18 protein-coding genes are annotated in these 19,185 nt (G+C 56.9%); 16 read left to right on the top strand and 2 right to left on the bottom strand.

Translation table 11 applies throughout. The annotated features are described in order from the left end of the window. Positions 1-47: 47 nt before the first annotated feature. From bshA to ku, 6 genes are all read left to right on the top strand, one after another. Positions 48-1,166: an N-acetyl-alpha-D-glucosaminyl L-malate synthase BshA gene (gene bshA, locus QMF38_RS04135; protein ID WP_281758772.1), complete on the top strand. Its 1,119-nt coding sequence runs from the start codon at positions 48-50 to the stop codon at positions 1,164-1,166. Further along, positions 1,163-2,419 (top strand): CCA tRNA nucleotidyltransferase, encoded by a 1,257-nt coding sequence (locus QMF38_RS04130; RefSeq protein ID WP_281758771.1) that lies wholly within the window; start codon positions 1,163-1,165, stop codon positions 2,417-2,419. Before bshA ends, QMF38_RS04130 begins: the two co-directional genes overlap by 4 nt. Then, complete coding sequence (locus QMF38_RS04125) at positions 2,416-3,420, top strand: biotin--[acetyl-CoA-carboxylase] ligase (protein WP_281758770.1); 1,005 nt, start codon at positions 2,416-2,418, stop codon at positions 3,418-3,420. The genes QMF38_RS04130 and QMF38_RS04125 overlap by 4 nt, the downstream gene beginning before the upstream one ends. A 74-nt stretch (positions 3,421-3,494) precedes the next feature. Continuing rightward, positions 3,495-4,799, top strand: coding sequence for a tetratricopeptide repeat protein (locus QMF38_RS04120; protein WP_281758769.1), 1,305 nt, complete (start codon positions 3,495-3,497; stop codon positions 4,797-4,799). A gap of 79 nt (positions 4,800-4,878) precedes the next feature. Further along, positions 4,879-7,746, top strand: coding sequence for an ATP-dependent DNA helicase DinG (gene dinG, locus QMF38_RS04115; protein ID WP_281758768.1), 2,868 nt, complete (start codon positions 4,879-4,881; stop codon positions 7,744-7,746). Between the two features lie 35 nt (positions 7,747-7,781). Next, entirely contained in the window at positions 7,782-8,600 is an 819-nt protein-coding gene (gene ku / locus QMF38_RS04110; protein ID WP_281758767.1) for a non-homologous end joining protein Ku, read from the top strand. 74 nt (positions 8,601-8,674) lie between these two features. Here the strand turns inward: ku and QMF38_RS04105 are convergent, their stop codons facing one another. Continuing rightward, positions 8,675-9,622 carry an ATP-dependent DNA ligase gene (locus tag QMF38_RS04105; protein ID WP_281758766.1) on the bottom strand — a complete coding sequence of 316 codons (948 nt, stop codon included), beginning with the start codon at positions 9,620-9,622 and terminating at the stop codon, positions 8,675-8,677. Between the two features lie 76 nt (positions 9,623-9,698). Here QMF38_RS04105 and ligD point away from each other — a divergent pair, with 76 nt between their 5' ends. From ligD to QMF38_RS04085, 4 genes are read left to right on the top strand one after another with little or no spacing between them, the layout of a single operon-like run. Beyond that, the gene (ligD, locus tag QMF38_RS04100; protein WP_281758765.1) at positions 9,699-10,589 is read left to right on the top strand and encodes a non-homologous end-joining DNA ligase; all 891 of its coding nucleotides are present in this window, start codon (positions 9,699-9,701) and stop codon (positions 10,587-10,589) included. 59 nt (positions 10,590-10,648) lie between these two features. Beyond that, entirely contained in the window at positions 10,649-11,452 is an 804-nt protein-coding gene (mtnP, locus tag QMF38_RS04095; protein WP_198146672.1) for an S-methyl-5'-thioadenosine phosphorylase, read from the top strand. After that, positions 11,449-12,480: an S-methyl-5-thioribose-1-phosphate isomerase gene (gene mtnA, locus QMF38_RS04090; protein WP_281758764.1), complete on the top strand. Its 1,032-nt coding sequence runs from the start codon at positions 11,449-11,451 to the stop codon at positions 12,478-12,480. Before mtnP ends, mtnA begins: the two co-directional genes overlap by 4 nt. A 32-nt stretch (positions 12,481-12,512) precedes the next feature. Then, positions 12,513-13,823, top strand: coding sequence for an amidohydrolase (locus QMF38_RS04085; protein ID WP_281758763.1), 1,311 nt, complete (start codon positions 12,513-12,515; stop codon positions 13,821-13,823). A 19-nt stretch (positions 13,824-13,842) separates the two neighbouring features. Here QMF38_RS04085 and QMF38_RS04080 read toward each other — a convergent pair whose 3' ends face one another. Further along, positions 13,843-14,022: a hypothetical protein gene (locus tag QMF38_RS04080; RefSeq protein ID WP_281758762.1), complete on the bottom strand. Its 180-nt coding sequence runs from the start codon at positions 14,020-14,022 to the stop codon at positions 13,843-13,845. Positions 14,023-14,109: 87 nt separating this feature from the next. On the opposite strand from QMF38_RS04080, the gene surE reads away from it, so the two are divergent. The 6 genes from surE to asnS all read left to right on the top strand — a co-directional run bounded on the left by surE (position 14,110) and on the right by asnS (position 19,167). Beyond that, complete coding sequence (gene surE / locus QMF38_RS04075) at positions 14,110-14,868, top strand: 5'/3'-nucleotidase SurE (RefSeq protein ID WP_281758761.1); 759 nt, start codon at positions 14,110-14,112, stop codon at positions 14,866-14,868. A 12-nt stretch (positions 14,869-14,880) separates the two neighbouring features. Then, positions 14,881-15,069 carry a YpmA family protein gene (locus QMF38_RS04070; protein ID WP_390854006.1) on the top strand — a complete coding sequence of 63 codons (189 nt, stop codon included), beginning with the start codon at positions 14,881-14,883 and terminating at the stop codon, positions 15,067-15,069. Next, a complete protein-coding gene (locus QMF38_RS04065) occupies positions 15,066-15,575 on the top strand; it encodes a PepSY domain-containing protein (protein WP_281758760.1) in 510 nt (169 codons plus the stop codon). The genes QMF38_RS04070 and QMF38_RS04065 overlap by 4 nt, the downstream gene beginning before the upstream one ends. Positions 15,576-15,671: 96 nt before the next feature. After that, positions 15,672-16,211, top strand: coding sequence for a hypothetical protein (locus QMF38_RS04060; RefSeq protein ID WP_040290074.1), 540 nt, complete (start codon positions 15,672-15,674; stop codon positions 16,209-16,211). Then, positions 16,211-17,746: an ATP-dependent metallopeptidase FtsH/Yme1/Tma family protein gene (locus tag QMF38_RS04055; RefSeq protein ID WP_232302307.1), complete on the top strand. Its 1,536-nt coding sequence runs from the start codon at positions 16,211-16,213 to the stop codon at positions 17,744-17,746. The genes QMF38_RS04060 and QMF38_RS04055 overlap by 1 nt, the downstream gene beginning before the upstream one ends. A 110-nt stretch (positions 17,747-17,856) precedes the next feature. Beyond that, entirely contained in the window at positions 17,857-19,167 is a 1,311-nt protein-coding gene (asnS, locus tag QMF38_RS04050) for an asparagine--tRNA ligase (RefSeq protein ID WP_390854003.1), read from the top strand. The last annotated feature ends 18 nt before the right edge of the window (positions 19,168-19,185 follow it).

Below are 19,185 nucleotides of genomic sequence, written 5' to 3'. Positions count from 1 at the left end.
TCGAGAACGAGGGATGTATCGCGATCGAACAAAAAGGGGGGAGACTTGTGCGGATCGGAATCAGTTGTTATCCGACGGTGGGTGGATCCGGCGCCGTTGCGACGGAGTTGGGCAAGGCTCTCGCCAAGCGCGGGCATGAGGTTCATTTTATCGTCACCGATGTGCCGTTCCGGCTCGGCACATTCGTGGAGCACGTTTACATACACCAGATGGACACCGTCACATATCCCGTTTTGCGCACACCACCATACGATTTCTCCCTGGCCGCTTTGATGGCGAAGGTTATTGACGAGCATCACTTGGACGTGCTGCATGCGCACTACGCTCTCCCGTTTGCCGTGTGTGCGCACCTTGCACAGGAAATGGCACACCACCCGGCCAAGGTTGTCACGACACTACACGGCACCGATGTGACAGTTCTGGCTCAGGACACGAGCCTTAAACAGGTCATTAAGCTCGGCATCGAGCGAAGCGACGCGGTGACCGCCGTTAGCGAGAGTTTGATTGGGCAGACGCGCGAGCTGTTTGAGACCAATAAGCCTATCCGTTGTGTGTACAACTTTATCGATCCGGACGTCTTTCAACCCCAGTGTGGGCAATCGGTCCGGAAATCACTGGCGCGACCAGGGGAGCGTGTGCTCTTACATATTTCAAACTTCCGGCCTGTCAAGCGAATTCAAGACGTGATCGACGTCTTCGCGCGTGTGCAGACACAGGTATCCGCTCGCCTCGTGATGGTCGGCGAAGGCCCGGAGTACAACGAAGCGCGCAACCAAGTTGAACGTCTGCGCCTGGGCGACAAGGTGGACTTTCTTGGTAGACAAGACGAGGTCGCGCCGCTTGTCGCCGCGGCAGATTTGCTTCTGTTGCCGTCTTCGAAGGAAAGTTTCGGGCTCGTGGCGCTCGAAGCCATGGCATGCCAGATCCCAGTGATCGGCACGTTCGCGGGCGGCATCCCGGAGGTCGTATTGCACGGGCAAACTGGATTTCTATCGCCGATTGGGGATGTCGAGGAAATGGCCGCCCACGCTGTCCGACTGTTGACGGACGGCGCGCTCTATCGACAGTTCGCCGAGGCTTCACGCAGGCGCGCCGTAGAACATTTTCACATCGCGGACAAGGTTGCGGAGTACGAACAACTTTATCGCGAGGTATGTAGCCAATGAGAAATGGGCGATGGCCCGTACCCCCCGCCGTACAACCGGTCCTTAAGGCCCTTGCCGCCGCCGGACACGACAGTTATCTGGTAGGAGGGGCAGTGCGCGACATCGTGTTGGGACGCTCCCCGCACGATCTCGATGTCGCGACGAATGCCCGGCCGGAGGAGATTAAACGTCTCTTTGCCCGCACGATTGACACGGGGATTCGCCATGGCACGGTGGCAGTTGGCACCGAAGACGGTTGGATTGAAGTGACGACGTTTCGTTCCGATGGGCCCTATCTGGACGGCAGGCATCCGCAATATGTCGTGTTCGAAAGCCGCTTGGAATCGGATCTCGCGCGGCGCGACTTTACCATGAACGCAATGGCGCTCACCATGGATGGCGAGTTGGTCGATCCGTTCGGAGGGCGCAGCGACTTGCAACGCGGTCGCTTGGCCTGTGTCGGCGATCCGCAGCGGCGCTTTCGCGAAGATGGGCTGCGTCTGATGCGCGCATTGCGTTTTGCGGTGACCTATGATCTCGATCTCGCCCCTGCGACGAAAGCTGCTCTCTGGGAGGTATGCGATGCCATTCGCCCGGTGGCCAAAGAGCGGATTGGCCAGGAGCTGTTGCGGCTCACCGAAGGGAATTGGTATCGGCGAATCGAGCTTTTAACAGGTTGTCCGCTTTGGCAAACGATTGGTGGCCCGCTTGCCCTGTTGCCGATAGCTGTCGCAGCGATTCGCCAACAATATCGCCCGATGCAGGTGGATACCCCGCCACCGACTGGTCTGTCCGCGCTCGCGCTCTGGTACGCCATGATCGACGGCGGCCCCCAACACGCGTACCACTTGGCGTTGCAGTTTGCGCTAGGGCGACGGCAGGCGCTGTGGTTGCGCGCCGCTACGACACTGATCCAACGACTCGCATGCGATTCCACGCAAAGTTGGTCTGTCACCGATCTGTTTGCCACCGATCGCGAGATTGCACAAGAGGCTGCCCGCGCATGCGCCTGGTTGTTTGCCGATACGCCCGAAGTCGTCCGCGGTGCATGGCGTGCCATCGAACAGCAGCCGCTGTGGACCCTGGCCGATCTCGCCGTGAGTGGCCGAGAGATGCAGGCGCTTGGTGCCAATGGCAAAGACATTGGGCGTCTGTTGACGATTCTGCGCGATGCAGTGCTCGCTCGTGAAGTCGCCAATACGCGCGATGCGCTCATGGCGCTGGCAGCTCGCGAACTTGTGCGGCTGCATGGGGAAAAGGGGGAGGAGTCATGAACTTCGACGAAAATCCCGTGCGAGATCGCTTGATTGCGCTGTTTACTGAAGCCACAGGTCCCGTCTCGGGGGAGGAATTGAGTCATGCCCTTGGGCTTTCGCGCACGGCTGTCTGGAAACAGATCAAAGCCCTTGAGCAGGTGGGGTTTGCCTTTGCAGCCTCACCTCGCGTGGGCTATCGTGCGGTTACCATTCCGGACGAACTGATGGCTCCGCTCGTCGAGCCCCATTTACCGCTCACAGCTTCATTAGGGCGACCGTTGTTCTGGGCGGCCGAACGTGCATCGACAAATGTCACCGCACTGGAGTGGGCTGCGCAGGGCCTGCCACACGGTTCGGTTGTCACGGCCGCCGTGCAGACTGGGGGCAAGGGAAGGCGCGAGCGCGCTTGGGTTTCGCCGCGGGGTGGCATGTGGTTTAGCGTGCTCGTTCGCCAACCGTGTGCGCTTCATCAGGCACCCGATCTGACGTTGCTCGCCAGTCTTGCGGTGTGGCGCGCACTGGCGGAAAGCGGCGTTTCTGCGGAGATCAAATGGCCCAACGACATTTTGGTGGCCGGGAAAAAGGTTTGTGGCATTCTTGCGCAGATGCGAGCCGATGGCGAATGGGTCGATCACGCTGTGATTGGCATCGGCATCAACGCCAACTTTTCAGAAGAACAGCTGCCCGAGGAGATTCGCCACCGCGCGACGACTATCTTGAGTGCTTGCGGCTTTGCCCTTGAACGACCGCGCGTGCTGGCGGCGATTTTGACGGAGCTAGACAGATTGTACCGGAGGCTTGCGACGGGTGAAGGGTTTGCAAGCGTCCGCCGCGAGTGGCTAGCACACTGTCAAACCATCGGTCGCGACGTCGAGGTGGCGATTGGCAACGAAATTGTCCGTGGCAAAGCCGTCGATGTCGATGACCAGGGAAGCCTGCTCGTCGAGCTTGCCGATGGGAATGTGCGGCAACTTCATAGTGGCGAGGTGTTGTTCTCGGGTAGCGAGAAGCTACGGTGATCCCGAAGCAGGGTTTGTGCATAATTGGTGCCCCTTGACAGACGCTAGGCAGAGCGGAACAAGGGGGAAGATCTGTGCAATATGTGGAGTTTGATGCGATTGTTCAGGCGGTCGGTGAGTTGCGGGCTTTGCTGCCGGCGGCAACGGGGCAACAGCGCGAGCAATTGGTCGATACTTTAGGGTCTTTGCGCGAGTTGGCCAATCAGGCGCTTGACGCGTGGATGGAATTAGACGAGTTGATTGAACAAACGTATGCCGAGTTGAGCCTACAGGAGTCGACCACAGATAGCGGTAGTTGGTTCGACGGCATGGCCATAGCGGACGATCTCGCCGTGTGGCAATTCGCAAACGCGTGCGAACTGCGCAAGGGCCTCGCCTACTACGACCTGCACATGTACGAACAGGCTGCGCAGGCGTTCGGCAAAGCGGTTACACAAGAGGGTGACGAATCTGCAGGCACGCGCATCTATCTTGCGCTGAGCCATCTGGCAAACGGTCGCTTGCAGGAAGCCGAGAGGATGCTGGCGGAGGCTTCGCAACGGGCATCCGATGCCATTGAACGGCAAGCGGTGCTGGAGGTTGGCGTGCAATTGGCCGCGGCCAAACGAGATTGGCATGCGGCCATCGATCGGTTATTCGATCTTCTAGACTCCGATGCCGACAGGGTGGATGTGTGGTACAACCTCGGCGTTTGCCACCTTCGGCTTCGCCAGTGGGCGATGGCTCAGCGTTGTTTTCTCCGCGCGTATCAACGTCGGAAAGAGGCGGAGGCGTTGCTTGGCCTTGCCCTCGCGACATTGATGGCTGGCGATCGCGAAGGTGCCGGAGACCTTTGTTCGAGCGTCGCCATGGCGGCTACAGAGTCTGCGCACCATGTACAATTGGCCGCCTCGTTGCTGATTGCCGCGGGGCGAAGCCAAGATGCCGCCAACTTGGCACAGCGGTGTTTACACAATCCGGCCGTCTTTGCCACTGGTTATTATGTACTGGCTCTGTGCGCCTTTGCCGCAGGCAATATTGGGCGCGCTACTACCCTATGTAAACAGTGTTTGACACTTGAACAAAACCGCGCCGACGCGGCGACACTGCTCGCCGTGTGTTTGTACTTGCAAGGAAATGAAGCGCGGGCAGAAGTCATCGTGCAAAGACAACTCGCTCAGAGCCATGATGTGCCGCCGGTGGTTGCCCTGCTTGCAGGGCGTCTCGCGATGCGTCGGGGGCGGTTCGAGGAAGCCGAAGAGTTTCTCGGACAGGCTGCGGCGTCATCACACGCCGCGTCACGGATGCTCGCTCGCCGCTATCAACAGATGTTGGCACGTGAAAAAGATCTCTTCATTGGAGAGGTTCCGACAAAACAGCAATCAGTGCCAAGCCTTTAAATGTTGTGTCCAAGCCCAAGTCCGTTTGCTACAATGGAGTGAGGAACTTGAACTCACGGATTTGGGGTGAAGGCCCAACGTGGATTATGTAGTGGTCGACATCGAAACGACTGGACTCGATCCGGTCGTCGACGACATTGTTGAAATTGGCGCTGTGCGGCTCGTGGATGGCGAGATCGTCGACAGGTACCAGACGTTTGTTCGCCCATCGCGGCCGATACCGCCTGACATCGAGGAATTGACGGGAATTTCGATGGCTATGGTCGAACAGGCGCCGGGGTTGACGGATGTCATCCCGGCGCTGTTGGCGTTTATTGGCGAAATGCCTATGGTCGCACATAACCTGGCCTTTGACCGAGCCTTTTTACAACGCAAGTGCGAACAGGTCGGATATTCGTTGGCTTCTGGAGATGGGATTTGCACCCTGAACCTAGGACGCGTTTTGGCCCCACGCCTGCACAGTCACCGCCTGGAATATTTAGCACGCCGCTTAGCGATTGCTCAAACGTCTGCGCACAGGGCCTTGGCAGACGCAGAAGCTACGGCCAAATTGTTCGTGCGTTTGGCCGAGAAGGCGCAGAAATTGCCCATTTCGGTGCTCGAGCGGTTAACTCAGATGGCCGCGCTGTACTCGCCTGCCACTGCAGATTGGTTCCACGCCGTCATGCAAAGCGTGAAAACGAATGCGGCCTCTGAGCACGACAACATTGTCGAGCGCGACGGTCTCGCCTTTACGCGACCGAGTGCGGAAGGAAACGCGGATCTGCGAGTACCAAGCTCTCCACTTGAAGCATTGCGCGTGGAAGAGATAGCGGAGCGCGCGCGGGCATTGCTCGGGCCGGGCGGTTTGCTGAGTCAAATTCTCGACGGCTACGAACCGCGCAAGGGACAGCTTGAGATGTTGGAGAAGGTCAGCCAGGCCTTCGCCGAGGGCAAGCACGCCTTGGTCGAAGCCGGAACTGGCACCGGCAAGTCGATGGCGTACCTCGTACCTGCGGCCATGTATGCGGTGACCCGTGGTGAACCTGTCGTCGTCAGCACGCACACGATCGCCTTACAGGATCAGATTGAGCGGCGCGATTTCCCGACGCTGCAACGTTTATTTGGCGGCACGCTCCGCCTCGCCGTGCAAAAGGGCAGGCGCAACTACGTGTGCCTGCGCAAGGTGCGGACAGAGTCATCTTTATTGACATTTGTCAGTCCGCAAAACGAAATCGAGAGCCTGATGTCGTTGCTTGTGTGGCTCACCGAAACCAAGGACGGCACTCGCGAAAACCTTTCCGCAAGTTCGGTGCCGAGCAACATTTGGGCACGCGTACAAAGCGAGACGGAGTCGTGTATCAACAAACGGTGCCCCTTTTTCCACCCTTGCTATTATTTTCGCGCCAAGACAGCCGCACAGGATGCACACGTTGTCGTGACGAATCACTCGCTGTTGATGTCCGACTTAAAAGCCGACCACAGGGTGTTGCCAAAGTATAGCGCGTTGGTTGTCGACGAGGCCCACCATCTCGAGGAGCAGGCGACATCGCACCTTGGCAGTGAGGTGCACAGTGCGCAGCTAGCGGCGCTTGCGCACCGGCTCACGCGCGATCGCGGTAAACATGGGGTACTTCCGGAGTTGGCGAACCGCCTGGCTGAGTCGCACACGACGCCTGGCGGTATCGTCGAAAAATTACAGCTCGCCAGTGAATGGGTCGAGGTCGTGCAGCAGGCGGTCGATGCCGCGTTTGCGCAGGTCGGATCGCTCGTGCCTGAGGGCAAATCGGAGTTTCGCTTGACAGCAGAATGGCTGGAGACAGACGCCTACCGAGGGTTTGTGCGAGTCCTGGAAGAGGCTGAGGTTCCTCTTGCCGGCCTCGAGCGTCTACGCCAAACCTTGCAGGAGCTTGCCAAGGGTGCGGCGACCGACGACGAGGCAGGGCGCATCGTCGACGCCGCAGGATTTCTTGGAACTTGGCTAGACAGTGTACGGCTGCTTGCGAGTACAGTGGAAGAGTTGCCTGGTATGGTGACATGGGTCGAGCGCCGGGGCACAATGCGCCCGCGTTGGAGCGTTCATAAAGCCCCCATCGATGTCGCCGAAACACTGCAAAAAGCCTTGTTTGATCCGCTCGATCGCGTCATTTTGACGTCGGCCACATTGTCGGTACGCGGCAGTTTCGACTACGTGACGCGGCAACTCGGATTGACTGCGGCAGCTACCGCCGGCAACTTGCTTAGTGCATCGGTGGCATCGCCATTTCATTATGGCACACAGGCTCGCTTGTGCGTGCCAAGCGACGTTCCTGAACTCGCCAAGATGGCTGCGGAAGAAGCGGCTTTGTGGCTGGGCGACTCGCTTTTGCAACTGGCGCGCGTCAGCCGCGGTAGACTCCTCGCCTTGTTTACAAGTCATCAAATGTTGAAGGAGACCGCCCATGTATTGCGGCAACCCTTGCGTCAGGCAGGCATGCAGTTGTTTGCACAGGATGTCGATGGAAGTCGTGCAGCCATCCTGGAGGCTTTTCGCAATCAACCCGAGAGTGTCATGTTTGGTGCCCAGTCATTTTGGGAAGGTATCGACTTGCCCGGCGACCAGTTGACGACGTTGGTCATCGTTCGCCTGCCGTTTGCACCGCCGACCCATCCGGTTACACAGGCGCGCCACGAAAAGATCGAGCAAACAGGAGGCAGTCCATTTTGGGTGTCGAGCTTGCCGGAAGCCGTCGTGCGCTTTCGCCAGGGCTTTGGCCGCCTCATCCGGACGCGTCAGGATAAGGGCGTCGTCGTGGTCTATGACAAGCGCTTGGTCACGCAGCGCTACGGCTCCGCTTTTGTCCAGTCACTGCCCGGGATCAGGCCTATCGTCGCACCAGAACGGGACATTCTAACGCAGATTGAGGCGTTTTTGGGATCATCTTCAGCGACGGATAAGCATATTCGATCCGCCCGTCAATCAAGCTAGGGACAGGTGGGGACGGTTTGTCCGGAGGTGATGGCATGCATACGATGTGGCGCGGCTCCATCAGCTTTGGCCTCGTCAATGTGCCTGTGCGCATGTACAAGGCCACCGAGTCGCAGAGCATTCACTTTCGGCAGTTGCACAAAGCGTGTAAATCGCCGATTGCGTACCAAAAGCGCTGCCCAGTTTGCCAGGTAGACGTCGAGGCTGCCGACATCGTCAAGGGCTTTGAGTATGCCAAAGGTCAGTTCGTCGTGGTCGAAGAAGAAGAACTGGCTGTACTGGAAAAGGCGCGATCGCAAACCATTGATATCGTGCAATTCGCGAGTGCAGCAGAAATTGATCCACTGTATTTCGATGCATCCTACTACTTGGCGCCTGAGGCCAACGGTCGCAAAGCGTACGCACTGCTCGTCGCGGCCCTGCGTGACACGAGCAAAGTGGCCATCGCCAAGATGGTCTTGCGCGCAACTGAAGCTATGGCATGCATTCGCGTTGTCGACGACACGCTTGTTGCACACTCGCTCGTCTGGCCACAGGATATCCGCTCGCGGGCGGAACTGCCCTATGCGGGCGATCCCGTGCCGGTCGCCGAGGAAGAGCTTAAAGTTGCCGTCCAACTCATCGATCAACTCGCCAAACCGTTCGATCCGGCGCAGTTTGTCGACGAGCGCAGACTCGCCATCGAGCAACTCGTCGAGCAAAAGCGCGCCCACGAGGATGCCGTTGTGCAGGCACCTGCAGCGGCACCCGCGTCAGCAGATGTCATCAGCCTTATGGAAGCCCTGCAAAAAAGCATCAAGATGGCGCAAAAATCCGCTCCCGACACAAAGCGCAAGAAGCGCAAGACTTCCTAACGCCAGCGTTGCAACGACCGGCATGCACGACAGCATGTCGGTTTTTTGTTTGCAGACCCCGAAAATCGGCATTACTATGTGTCTGCGCCATTCATCGTGCACATCTCAGGATCGATTTCGAGTACGCCCTCAAGCAAAGGCTGGCGCAGTGTGCCATCTGGGGTCCATTCGAGAAACGAAACCTTTACAGAAATGACGGGCATCGTCCAGATGACCTCGCGTGGCATACGCGCCGGCAAATGCGCAAATGGACAGCTTGTCGAGGAATGAGCAAGAGCTTGTTGCATCAGCTCGACCCATTGCCGAGTGCCCAAAGCGCCCGCGCCTGTGCGACCAATATATTGCAGCTGTCCACGTACGTCGTAAACGCCGAGCAATAGGGCGCTGTATTGTCCATCTTTCACTGCCACGCCACCGATGACGGCCGCCGCATTGCGGCGGTGTTTGCGTTTCTGCCAACGCCGGTCCTTCCCGCCAAACTGATATGTGCTCGTTACGTCCTTGACAACAATCCCTTCCATGCCGATATCACAAACGGCACGCCACAAACTTTCGGTGTCGGGCTCGCACGTGACAAGGCGGACAAACTCGTTCTCCTTAAGGATGGTGGTCAAATGCTCCTGTCTGTCTGCAAAAGGCAAGTCGTGCAAGGGACGTCCTCTGGCCCAAACGATGTCAAAGACCATGTAGACGATGGGCAACTGACTGCAGAGTACCTGAACATTGGCAGAATGGCGCGCCCGATCGCGCTGCAAAACGCGGTAAAACGACGGCTTGCCGCGGGCGAAGGCGACGACCTCGCCGTCGAGGATACAGCCTTGGCGAGCAAGTGGCGCCAGGGCGTCGACGAGTTCCGGATACGCCTTGGTGCGGTCTCGACCGTGGCGGTTCACCAAGTTCACTTGTCCCTCCCGGGCATGGGCAACGATGCGCACACCATCCCATTTGACTTGACCAATCCAGTTGCTCCCGGTTGGTAGCGTATCGGTCTGCACAGGCTCGAACGGTCGAAAAAGTTCCATAAACGTTGACCCCTTTCGCGACTGTTTGGACAGAAAGATGGGGGGCACGCTATGGCGTGCGAGGAGGAAGACGAATGTGCAACCGCTCATTTTAGAGGCCGAAGCGCCGGTGCGTATCACACATCCCGACAAACTATTATTCACCGATCCGCCTGCCACAAAGCTGGCTTATCTCGAATATCTTGTCCAAATGGCGCCGTATCTGCTCAGTCACTTGCGGGATCGCAGGATTACACTCGTCCGCTGTCCCGACGGCATTGCCGGGCACCGTTTTTACCAGCGACACGTGCCTTCGGGGGCACCCTCGTACATCCCGTATCGCGAAGTGGAGGGTGGCAAGCGGGAAATCGTGATCGAAGATGTCGCTACATTGTTGTTTTATGCCAATCTGGGCACCATCGAGTTCCACGCCGAATTGCATCCCATATCCGATCCTAGGCCCCGCGTTTTGTCCTTCGATCTCGACCCGAGCGATACATCGGATTTTGAGAAGGTACGAAAAACGGCGTTCTACGTGCGCGATACCTTGTCGGAACTTGCTTTGCCAAGCGTGGTCAAAACCTCTGGCGCATCTGGTTTGCAGGTATTTGTACCACTTTTGGAACCGATAGCTTATGAGGATTCGCGGCGCATCGTCCGATTTGTTGCGCGGTACGTCGAGGGGCGTTGGCCACGTATCGCGACGACGGCGAGATTGATCAAAGAAAGGGGAGACAAGGTGTATGTCGATGCCCCTCAGCATGGTCCCACGCGAACGCTCATTGCTGCATACAGCGTGCGGGCGACACCTTTGGCAACGGTATCGACACCTATTCACTGGAGCGAGTTGGAGGGCGGTTGTCTACCTCAGGATTTCACCATTCGCAACGTGCCTGCGCGTGTCGCAGAGTTCGGCGATTTGATGACCGAAGCGGTCGCACCAGCCAGCGCCGCGACGATCGCTAAGATGTTAAACAGTCAACGATGACGACAAGATGACTTTGCTCAAGTATAATCGTGGACAGGAAATGTGAGGAGTGACCCTACATGTCTATCAAATACGCCATCATCGGCGGCACCGGCGTCTACCAGGCCGGCGATTTGGCAAACGCCGAACAAACGACGATACATACGCCTTACGGCGATGCGCTTGCGACCATCGGAGAATACCAAGGCAAACAGATTGCGTTTTTGGCTCGCCATGGCACGAAACACAATACGCCGCCTCACCGCGTGAACTACCGCGCCAACATCATGGCCTTAAAACAACTTGGCGTCGAGCAGGTCTTGGCGACGGCAGCTGTCGGTTCTTTGAATCGTCGCTTTCGCCCGGGAAATTTGGTCATTGTCGACGATGCAATCGACATGACGAAGGGAAGAATTTCGACGTTTTTCGACGAAGGGCCGGTCGTTCACGTCGACGTGTCGGATCCATACTGCGCACGCTTGCGCCATGGTCTACGAGATGTAGCGGGACAGCTCGGTATCGCCGTGCATCACGGTGGCGTTTACGTGTGCTCCGAAGGCCCGCGTTTTGAAACGAAAGCGGAAATCGGCATGTATGCGCGCTTTGGCGGAGACCTCGTCGGCATGACGAGCATGCCGGAAGCGGTGCTCGCAAAGGAAGCTGAGTTGTGCTATGCCACCGTATGCATGGTGACAAATTGGGCTGCCGGATTTGCAGGACAGCCGTTGACGCACGAAGAAGTGGTAGCCTCTATGCGAGCGAATGTCGATCAGATTCGCCAGTTGTTCTTGACATGGATTGCAAATGACACAGGAGACCGAACGTGTGCTTGTCAGCACGCCGTTGGTGGTCAGCTGCCGCTCGTCGGGGAGGACGGCCAATGAGAGCAATTCGGTGGGCTCAGGGGCAGGTCGAACTGCTTGATCAAACCAAACTGCCCCACGAATCAGTTTGGGAGACGTTCACATCCGCGGACGAGGTCGCGGCCGCCATTCGCGACATGAAGGTGCGCGGTGCGCCTGCCATCGGCGCGGCTGCGGCGTTTGGATTGGCCGCAGAAGCACGCCGTTTGCAAGGAGATCCACAGTTGCGCGAAAAACTGCATGCCGCGGCGACACGGTTGCGTTCGGCGCGTCCGACGGCTGTGAATTTGGCACAGGCGCTCGACGCCATGCTGGCCGTTCTCGAACAGACCGCAGATGATGCAATAGCTGATGCGTTGTATGCCAAGGCGGTGGCAATTGCCGACGCCGACGTAGCGACCAACCGCCGCATTGGTGCGTTCGGCGCCGACGTGATCGCGCAACATGGGGGGCGCATCCTCACACACTGTAATACGGGATCGTTGGCCACCGTCGAGTATGGAACGGCTCTCGGCGTGATCCGGGCGTTACATGAGCGGGGCATACTGCGCCACGTCTATGTCGATGAAACGCGCCCATACCTGCAGGGTGCTCGGTTGACGGCGTACGAACTCGCAGAAGAAGGAATTCCGTTCGATATCATCACCGATTCCACAGCAGGATACGCGATGGCGCAAGGATGGGTCGACGCGGTGGTGGTCGGCGCGGATAGAATTGCACGCAACGGCGATACGGCGAATAAGATTGGCACCTATACGCTGGCCGTCCTTGCACAGTACCATGGCATCCCATTCTACGTCGCGGCTCCGACCACGACGCTCGACCTGGCAACCGCGACAGGGCAGGACATTCCGATTGAAGAGCGGCACGCAAATGAAGTAACGCATATATTCGGTCGTCCAATTGCACCAAATGGTGCTTCCGCGCGGCACCTGGCTTTTGACGTCACCCCAGGGGAGCTGATCACGGGCATCATCACCGAGTGGGGTGTGGCCAAACCACCATACATAGAGTCGCTCACCGAAATCGCCGCAGGCGATTGTCGATAAGAGGAGCGATTGTCACAAGGGAGCTATAGAATATGACACGACCAATCGTCACCGTGATCGAAGTGGGCAAGGCTGTCATTGACGCCGACACGGTGTATACCGAACCGGTACACTTTGTTGTCGAAGATGGTATCATACGCGAAATCGGGGTCGGTCCGTATGTGCCAAAGCCAGGGCAGCGCGTAGATCGCTATGTACGAAAAGGTGATCGCGTGGCGATTCCGGGGCTGGTCAATACGCACGGTCACGCGGCGATGACCCTGCTGCGCGGGGCTGGCGACGACATGCCGCTGATGTCCTGGTTACACGATCGGATTTTCCCGATCGAGGCGCGCTTAACGGAGGAGTGCATCTACTGGGGAACGCTGCTTGCCAGTTGGGAAATGCTGACCTCGGGTACGACGACGTACACCGACATGTATATGATGATGGATCGAGCGGCGCAGGCTGTGGCCGAATCTGGTATGCGCGGCGTACTGTCAGTTGGTGTCGTCGGCCTCGATGAAGCGGATCGCGAAAACGGTATTCGGCGTAGTCGCGATTTCGTCGCGAATTGGCATGGGGCTTGTGATGGCCGCATTCAGGTTACGCTGGGCCCGCACGCACCGTACACCTGTCCGGAAGACTATTTGCACGAGATTGCCGAGCTTGCGTCGGAACTGGGTGTGGGCTTGCAGATCCACCTGTCGGAGACGCGGGTTGAAGTCGACGAATGTTTAGCAAAAACAGGTTTAACCCCGATTGCGCTCGCCGAGCGTGCAGGATTGTTTCGGGTACCTACGCTTGCCGCGCATTGCGTTCACGTGACTGACGACGATATTGAGATTATGCGAGCAAACGCCGTACACGTCGCACATAATCCGCAGAGCAACTTGAAGCTTGGCTCTGGCGTGGCACCATTGCCAAGAATGCTCGAGCGGGGTTTGATTGTGGGACTTGGTACGGATGGGGCAGCGAGCAACAATAACCTGGATATGTTTGAAGAAATGCGCCTGGCCGCGACACTTCACAAGGGCATCCATGAAGATGCCCAATGCGTCAACGCGGCTACGGCTTTCCGCATGGCTTCGGAAATGGGAGCAGCCGCTTGTTTTCAAACCCAAGGCGCCGGCGCCTTGCGGGTCGGCTCGCCATGCGATATGGTGCTGCTCGACGGGAAATCTCCGCGCATGCTACCGCAACACAACTTGCTGTCTGACGTCGTGTATGCCGTGGGAGCCGAGGATGTGCGCGACGTGTTTGTAGCAGGTGAAATGATTGTGCAAAACGGCGAGCCGCTCGCCATCGATACAGAGCGCGTGGCTTATGAAGTAAAACGGCTGCGCGATCGACTGCAACCGTAAGAGCCCGGCCGACAGAATATCATGTGTCGGCCTGCGGCCATGGCTCAGTCGGTTCGCCATTGCGCAGGCGAAGGTCATCACAACAGCGGGAGACGGCGTGTTCGACCAGAGCGTACGTCCAGAAGGATAGTTCCCATTCGGCGATTGCATGCCTCGTCCGCGCTGGCTCAGCCTCGCGCGGGTGGTTACCGGTTGTCATAACACCACCTCCCGCTGAAGTACTTGTAGTATGGGCACGGCATCAGGCCGTATGTTGCATGATTCATGGCAGGAGAGGAGACATTGCATGCGCATACTGATCAGTAACGACGATGGTGTAGAAGCGCAAGGGCTTGCGGCCTTGACCCAAGTCGCGGCACAATTTGGCGAAGTGATTGTAGTAGCGCCGGATCGACAGCGCAGCGCGTCGAGCCACGGGATCAGCCTGCATCGCAGGTTGCGCGTCGCAAAGGCGCAGGTCGCGGGTGCTAAGGCCGCTTACGCCGTGTCCGGGACGCCCGTCGACTGCTGCAAGTGGGCGCTCGCGACCATCCACCCGGAAACGCCGTTCGATTTGGTCCTTTCTGGGATCAATGCCGGGGCCAATTTGGCGACGGACGTACTGTATTCGGGCACGGTCGCCATTGCGGGAGAGGCGGCTTTGCAAGGTGTCAAGGCCATTGCGCTCTCGCACGTCGGGCCGCCGTTCGATTTTGCAGCTGCAGCACAGGCCAGTGCCGAAGTCGTGCGCATGCTCATGCCTGTTGCCTTTCCTGCGGATACGTTCATCAGTGTCAACATCCCATATGTTGGAGAGGGCAAGGTTTGGCGGCAAGAGGATGTCATTTGGACGAAGCTTGGCGTGCGACGGTACCACGATGTCTTCACGCCCGAACTGGACGCCGACGGCGAGCAAGTTTATCGTTATGGTGGAGATATTATCGATGAAATTGGCAAAGGGTTGGTCGACCTTGGCGTCGTGCGATCCGGTCGAATTAGCCTGACTCCGCTCCGCTATCGATTTACGGACGAGTCGTTTCTGGCGGAATGGACGAATGAAATTTGATCAACACGGATGGTGGAACGTTTGGAGTCAAAACTGCATGTTTACGCGACCCACGTATGTGACAAGTCGGAGGATCTCTACCTGCTGATTGATTTTTTGAATCGAAATTTAAAGGACAAAGACGTCATTTTTGGACTGTCGAAATCGGAAGGATCGCCAGATAAAATGCAGATTACGCTGTATCGGACTGACCTCGAATGAAAAACTGGAAAGTTTGGGCGGTTACCGTACCTGCCATCCTGATCATGATGGGCGCTGCGGTAGTCGCCTGGCTATGGCGCAACTTGTCTACAAATTGGGCTGCGGAACAGACGGCGGCGCAGTTCGTGTTGAACCATACGCCCATTGATCACTTGCAAGCGTACCACGTGTTCACTGCGTCAGGACTGGAGGATGTATTTCAAGGAACAGACGCCTTTCATCGGGAATGGTATGCGTTTTATCTGCCCACGGTGCACGAGTCGTATGCAGTTCCTGCAGCGAATATCCTTTCACCAAGCGAAGTAGCAGCCACGGCCAAGGCGCTGGGCCTAAAACTCCAAGCGACGTCGCTTGGCTATGTAACAGCTGAGGCAGCTGACACGTTGCCTGCGAGCCAACATCTTGTTTATGAGATCAAAGGGACGACTGGCTCAAAGTTGACGTTTCTGTATCTCGATGCCGTGACTGGCCGCGTATTATGGAAATATCAACTGCAATCGCAATGACATATGGAAGTGCGGGAAGAATGTACGCCTGAACACACGTTCGCGTGCATGGTATACTTGTTTCGGCCACAAACCATGTAGAAAGGGGCGAGGCACTTGTCCCGTGTTCGACTGTTGCCGATTTTTGTCGTCGCCGTCGTCGTCCTTGCGATATTATTCGGCGGATGGCAGGCGTACCAACACTATAATCTGTTGAATCCTCTCAAGCGCAGCCTGCAGTCTGTCGCCGGCGTTCAGACGGTAGACATTTCAACCGGAAGCCCCGATATCGTGCAAGTTCAACTCGGCCCATTTCAAAAGCTCAAGAATGGTGATTTACAAGAGACCTATCACGACATTTCAAACGAGATCGAAAATCGTCTCGGGAGCAATGTGACAGTCCGCCTAACGGACGGACGTGAGGGCTCACTGACACAGATATTCGAGAGCTCGTTCGAATTTTACATCCAAGAGGGCATTGCGAAAGAAAATTACACGCAAATGGTTTCTCAGGTCAATCAACTCGCTGCCAAAGACGGCATTGAGGCACGTATTACGATGGATAACCAATATATTTACGTACAATTGGCCAAAGGCAACCATTATCTATATCGCGTTATCCCATATACCATACATCAAGGGGGTGCTTCATCGTGATGATTAAGGAGTGGTTAATTGGCGCTGGGATCGCCGTTCTCGCGTTTCTCGGCATGTTGCACGTCGTGCAAATTTTGCCCATTCTCTTTCTCATTGGATTAGGCGTTCTCTTGTGGGTCGTGATGGATCGCCGTAATGCCGCAGCACCCACCGCTCGTGAGACAACCGCTCGACCCAACATTTCATTCGACGAGATTGGTGGGCAGGAGTCGGCGAAGCACGAGTTGAGAGAGGCACTCGACTTTTTGCGGTATCGGGATCGCATTCAATCGCTGGGCATTCGCCCGATTAAGGGTATTCTGTTGACGGGCCCTCCGGGAACAGGTAAGACGTTGATGGCAAAGGCAGCAGCGACGTATACCGATTCTGTCTTTTTATCTGCTTCAGGTTCCGAGTTTGTCGAGATGTACGTCGGCGTCGGTGCTCAGCGCGTGCGCGACTTGTTCCGGCGTGCACGGGCGTTGGCAAAACGGGAAAACAAGGACAGTGCCATTATTTTTGTCGACGAGATCGATGTCGTCGGCGGAAAACGAGGCCAGCACAGCCATCAGGAATACGATCAGACCCTGAACCAGTTGCTGACGGAGATGGACGGTATGAGTACGACCCAAAGTCCGTTCGTATTGGTGATGGCTGCCACGAACCGCCCCGATATCCTGGACTCGGCTTTGTTGCGCCCCGGCCGCTTTGATCGCCAAATCAAAGTGGATCTGCCCGACAAAGAAGGACGTTTGCATATTCTGCGCATTTTGACGAGGAATAAACCACTCGCCAAGGATGTCGACTTAGAGCATATTGCGCGCGAAACGTACGGTTTTTCAGGAGCACAGCTTGAGGCCTTGGTCAACGAGGCGGCCATTATTGCCTTGCGGCGAAACGAGCAACAGGTGACACAGGAGATGTTCCGCGACGCCGTCGACAAGGTGTTGATGGGCGAAAAGACGGGGCGTCGTCCGACTGATGAGGAGTTGCGGCGGGTTGCCGTGCACGAACTCGGTCACGCCATCGTCAGTGAGTTGATGCGGCCAGGAACGGTTTCTCATATCACGATCGCGCCGCGGGGCAATGCTTTGGGCTTTGTCCGGCAAATTCCGGAAGACGACCAGTATCTCTATACCAAAGAACAGTTGGCCCAGCAGATTAACGTGGCGCTGGCTGGCTGTTTGGCGGAAGAACTCCACTATGGCAATCGCAGCACCGGTGCTCAAAACGATTTCGTGCAGGCGTCTTCACTTGCACGCACGATGGTGCGTTGTGGTTTGTCGCGGTTGGGCATCGTCGACGAGGAGCACCTGCCAGAGCAAATCCTGGAAAAAGAAGTGCGGCATATTCTGGCCGAACAAGAACGTATTACGCGCGACATTTTGCAACCGTATCGCAGCGACATTGAACGCTTTGCAGAGCATGTCGTACGCGAGGAGAGCGTCGACGGCTCCGAGTTCCGCCGATGGATGCAGAGCATGCAACCACAGGTGTTAACGTCGGCAGCAGTCGCGAATGTCACGCAGGCAATCGAAGCCTCGCCGACGATGTAAACTGCGTGTTCTTCAGTCAACAGCGAGGCGCACCCGACTGTTCCTTTGGTGGACTGTCGGGTCTATTTTTTTGTTATAATCGGTACGAGTATCGGGCATATCCCAAGCCCATGGAGGGAACGTGTGTGGCCCAAGTTGTGAACATTGGCCAATTACATCAACATGTCGGATCGTCAGTCACGATTGAAGGATGGCTGTACAACAAGCGATCCAGTGGCAAGATTCACTTTTTACAGGTTCGCGATGGGACAGGCTTGGTGCAGTGCGTCGTCGTCAAGTCGGCGGTTACTCCCGAAATCTTTGAGCGCAGTGGCTTACTGACGCAGGAATCCTCCTGTCGCGTATCCGGTTTGGTGCGCCAAGACGACCGTGCGCCGGGCGGTTATGAGTTGGACGTTGAAGGCATCGAGATCGTCCAGATTGCGCAGGAATATCCGATTACACACAAGGAGCACGGCGTTGATTTTCTCATGGATCACCGCCACCTTTGGCTTCGCGTTCCTCGTCAACGCGCCATCATGCGCGTTCGGGCTGAGGTGCAACGTGCCATTTTCGACTTTCTCGACAACCGTGGTTTTACACGTGTCGATCCGCCCATCCTGACACCTTCATCCTGCGAAGATACGACTGAACTGTTTCAGACCAAGTACTTTGACGAAGAGGCGTATCTGACACAGAGTGGCCAGATGTACATGGAGGCGGCCGCGATGTCGCTTGGGCGTGTCTACTCGTTTGGCCCTTGTTTCCGTGCCGAGAAGTCAAAGACGCGGCGCCATTTAATCGAGTTCTGGATGGTCGAACCGGAGATGGCATACGTCGATCACGACGAGAACTTGCGGATTCAAGAACAATTGGTGTCGCACGTCGTCGAGCACGTACTGCATCACTGTGAAGCAGAACTGCATACGCTCGGCCGCGATGTCGAAAAATTGGCCAAGGTACCTGGGTCATTTCCAAGAATGAGTTATGATGACGCCATTGCATGGTTGCGCAAGAACGGTTTCGATATCGAGTGGGGCGACGATTTTGGAGCTCCGCACGAGACGGCACTGGCAGGGCAGTATGATCAACCGCTGTTCATCGAGCGCTACCCAACGAAGATTAAGGCATTTTACATGCAGCCAGATCCTCTGCGCCCCGAGGTTGTTCTGTGCGCGGATATGCTCGCTCCAGAAGGCTATGGAGAAATCGTGGGCGGCAGCCAGCGCATCGCCGATTACGAGCTTCTCAATGCTAGGTTTGAAGAACATCACTTGCCAAGAGACACATATGCTTGGTACTTGGATTTGCGCCGATATGGTTCCGTTCCGCACTCTGGTTTCGGATTGGGCTTGGAGCGGACAATCGCATGGATTTGCGGCTTGGAACACATCCGCGAGGCGATCGCGTTCCCGCGGACGCTTTATCGGTTATATCCGTGAGGAATGACAGGGGGAGTG

Origin of the sequence: Alicyclobacillus hesperidum subsp. aegles (assembly GCF_027923525.1) — a bacterium.
GTDB classification, from domain to species: domain Bacteria; phylum Bacillota; class Bacilli; order Alicyclobacillales; family Alicyclobacillaceae; genus Alicyclobacillus; species Alicyclobacillus aegles.
This window is presented reverse-complemented; position numbering and strand designations above follow the sequence as displayed.

What these genes read in the sequence shown, in the direction of transcription:
- QMF38_RS04055 (WP_232302307.1), top strand. Translation starts at nt 16,211, where the DNA reads ATGATTAAGGAGTGGTTAATTGGCGCTGGGATCGCCGTTCTCGCGTTT.
- mtnP (WP_198146672.1), top strand. Translation starts at nt 10,649, where the DNA reads ATGTCTATCAAATACGCCATCATCGGCGGCACCGGCGTCTACCAGGCC.
- QMF38_RS04080 (WP_281758762.1), bottom strand. Translation starts at nt 14,022, where the DNA reads ATGACAACCGGTAACCACCCGCGCGAGGCTGAGCCAGCGCGGACGAGG.
- QMF38_RS04085 (WP_281758763.1), top strand. Translation starts at nt 12,513, where the DNA reads ATGACACGACCAATCGTCACCGTGATCGAAGTGGGCAAGGCTGTCATT.
- asnS (WP_390854003.1), top strand. Translation starts at nt 17,857, where the DNA reads ATGGAGGGAACGTGTGTGGCCCAAGTTGTGAACATTGGCCAATTACAT.
- QMF38_RS04125 (WP_281758770.1), top strand. Translation starts at nt 2,416, where the DNA reads ATGAACTTCGACGAAAATCCCGTGCGAGATCGCTTGATTGCGCTGTTT.
- QMF38_RS04065 (WP_281758760.1), top strand. Translation starts at nt 15,066, where the DNA reads ATGAAAAACTGGAAAGTTTGGGCGGTTACCGTACCTGCCATCCTGATC.
- QMF38_RS04105 (WP_281758766.1), bottom strand. Translation starts at nt 9,622, where the DNA reads ATGGAACTTTTTCGACCGTTCGAGCCTGTGCAGACCGATACGCTACCA.
- mtnA (WP_281758764.1), top strand. Translation starts at nt 11,449, where the DNA reads ATGAGAGCAATTCGGTGGGCTCAGGGGCAGGTCGAACTGCTTGATCAA.
- surE (WP_281758761.1), top strand. Translation starts at nt 14,110, where the DNA reads ATGCGCATACTGATCAGTAACGACGATGGTGTAGAAGCGCAAGGGCTT.
- QMF38_RS04130 (WP_281758771.1), top strand. Translation starts at nt 1,163, where the DNA reads ATGAGAAATGGGCGATGGCCCGTACCCCCCGCCGTACAACCGGTCCTT.
- ku (WP_281758767.1), top strand. Translation starts at nt 7,782, where the DNA reads ATGCATACGATGTGGCGCGGCTCCATCAGCTTTGGCCTCGTCAATGTG.